The following is a 2,404-nucleotide window of genomic DNA, read 5'->3' on the forward strand; positions in this document are numbered from 1 at the left end:
ATCAGGAGGAGGCGGCTGTCCTGGGCGAGGGCGCGGGCGAGGGCGACGCGCTGGCGCATGCCGCCGGAGAGCTCGTGGACCCGCTTGCCGTGGGCGCCGCCGAGGCGGACCAGCTCCAGCAGCCGTTCGGCCTCCGGCTTGCGGTCGGCCTTGGCCACCCCGCGCAGCCGCAGCGCCAGCTCGATGTTCTTCCCGGCCGTCAGCCACGGGAAGAGGGCGTGCTCCTGGAACATCAGCGCCGGACGGCCCTCGGTGGTGACGGTCCCGGAGGTGGGGGTGTCGAGGCCGGCGATCAGGTTGAGCAGGGTGGACTTGCCGCAGCCGGAGGCGCCGAGGAGGGTGACGAACTCGCCGGGGGCGACGTCCAGGCTGATGTCGTCGAGGATCGGCTGGGGGCCCGCGGGGCCGGGGAAGGACTTGGAGACGTGCTGGGTGCGGACGGCCGTGGTGAGCGCCGCGGTGTGTTCCGCGTTGATGAGTGCGGTCGCCATCGCGGCTCACCTCCCTTGATCGTCGGGGCCCGTACCGGCGGGGGCGACGGTGGGCTTGTGGAGGGATCCGAGGACCCGGTTGAGCGGCCCGAGGTCGTAGATGCCGGTCAGGTCGGGCTTCTCCAGCAGTCCGGCCGCGACGGCGTGCCGGGACTGGGTCTCCAGGGTGGCGGCGAGCGGGTCGTCGGTGACGAGGATCGACGGCCAGGCCCGGTCGACGACCTCGGGCTCCAGCTCCCTGCCGGTGAGGGTCTTGAGGGCGGCGTTGGCGGAGGCCTTGGCCCGGTCCGGGTCGGCGTTGATCCACTCGTTGGTCCTGACGGTGCCGCGCAGGACGGCCTCGACCACGTCCGGGTGTTCCTTGAGGAACTTCTGGGACACGATGATGTTCGTGATGACGAACTTCTTGTCGGGCCACAGGTCGGTCTCGTCGAGGAGGACGGCGGCCCCTTCCGCGACCAGTTTGGAGGCGGTGGGTTCGGGCACCCAGGCGCCGTCGACCGAGCCGGAGCGGTAGGCGTCGGGGGTGACGGTGTTGTTGGTGCGCACGACCGAGACGTCCCCCCTGCCGCTGGCGGCGTCCACCTTCCAGCCGCGTGCGGCGATCCAGTCGAGGAAGGCCACGTCCTGGGTGTTGCCCAGCTGCGGGGTGGCGATCCTCTTGCCCTTGAGGTCGTCGAAGGTCTTGATCTTCTCCGGGTTGACGACGAGCTTGACGCCGCCGGAGGCGGAGCCGGAGATGATCCGCAGGCTCTGTCCCCTGGACTTCGCGTAGCCGTTGACGGCGGGCGAGGGGCCGATGAAGCCGATGTCGACGGCGCCCGCGCCCAGGGCCTCGATCTCGGCCGGGCCCGCGTTGAAGGTGGTGGTCTTCAGCGCGGTCCCGGCGAGCTCCTTCTGGATCAGTCCCTCGCGCACGCCGACCAGGGCGGTGGCGTGGGTGAGGTTGGGGAAGTAACCGAGGGTCACGGAGTCCGCGGAGAGCTTCGCGCGGCCCGCGCCGGCCGGGGCCTGGGCGGCGGCGGGGACCTGGTCGGCCCGGGATCCGTAACCGCAGGAGGCGAGGGCGGTGGCGCAGGCCAGGAGGAGGCCGAGCACGGCGGCGGGGCGGCGGCGCCGGCGGCGCGGTGAGGACATCGTCAGACGGTCCGTTCGGTCTCGGTGAAGGCCTCGCCGGCCATGCCGGCGGTCAGGGTGGTCCCGTCGGCCGGGTCGATGAGGAGGAAGGATCCGGTGTGCCGGGAGGCCGCGTAGGCGTCGAGCGCGAGGGGCTCGCCGGTGCGGACGACGACGCGGCCGATGTCGTTGGCGGCCAGCCGGCCGGGGTCGGGGTGCTGGGACAGGTCGTCCAGGGTCAGCCGGGACGGGATCGCCCGGACGATCGCCTTGACGGTGCGGGTGGTGTGCTTGAGCAGGACCCGCTGGCCAACCACGAGGGGCCGGTCGGCGACGTGGCAGACGGTGGCGGTGACGTCCTGGGTGGTGGCGGGGGCGGCTCCGGCGGGGGCGATGAGGTCGCCGCGGGAGACGTCGACGTCGTCCTGGAGCCGCAGGGTGACGGACTGGGGGGCCCAGGCGGTGTCGACGCTCTCGCCGAGGGCGTCGATGCCCTCGATGACGCTGGTGCGGCCGGAGGGGAAGACGGTGACGGACTCGCCGACGCGCAGGACGCCGGAGGCGATCTGGCCCGCGTAGCCGCGGTAGTCCGGGTGCTCGGCGGTCTGCGGACGGATCACGTACTGCACGGGGAAGCGGGCGGGGCCCGCGGTGAGGCCGCCGCTCACGGGGACGGTCTCCAGGTGTTCCAGGACGGTCGGACCGCCGTACCAGTCCATGTTCGCCGACGGCTCGACGACGTTGTCGCCGGCCAGGGCGGAGATGGGGATGGCGGTGATCTCCGGGACGCCGAGTTC

The 2,404-nt window shown here is 72.7% G+C and carries 2 protein-coding genes and 1 pseudogene; all 3 read right to left on the reverse strand.

Going from position 1 to position 2,404, the window contains the following annotated elements; translation table 11 throughout:
* A partial coding sequence (locus ACIRBY_RS38690; protein WP_403910175.1) for an ABC transporter ATP-binding protein occupies nt 1-491 on the reverse strand: 491 nt, incomplete at its 3' end.
* A gap of 6 nt (nt 492-497) precedes the next feature.
* Nucleotides 498-1,628 (reverse strand): aliphatic sulfonate ABC transporter substrate-binding protein, encoded by a 1,131-nt coding sequence (locus ACIRBY_RS38695; protein WP_403910178.1) that lies wholly within the window; start codon nt 1,626-1,628, stop codon nt 498-500.
* A 2-nt stretch (nt 1,629-1,630) separates the two neighbouring features.
* A pseudogene (locus tag ACIRBY_RS38700) lies at nt 1,631-2,404 on the reverse strand (hypothetical protein); the annotation flags it as partial.

The organism is Streptomyces sp. NPDC096136 (assembly GCF_044763325.1).
Classification (GTDB): domain Bacteria; phylum Actinomycetota; class Actinomycetes; order Streptomycetales; family Streptomycetaceae; genus Streptomyces.

Coding starts and splice junctions, on each gene's coding strand:
- ACIRBY_RS38695 (WP_403910178.1), bottom strand. CDS start 1,628: ATGTCCTCACCGCGCCGCCGGCGCCGCCGCCCCGCCGCCGTGCTCGGC.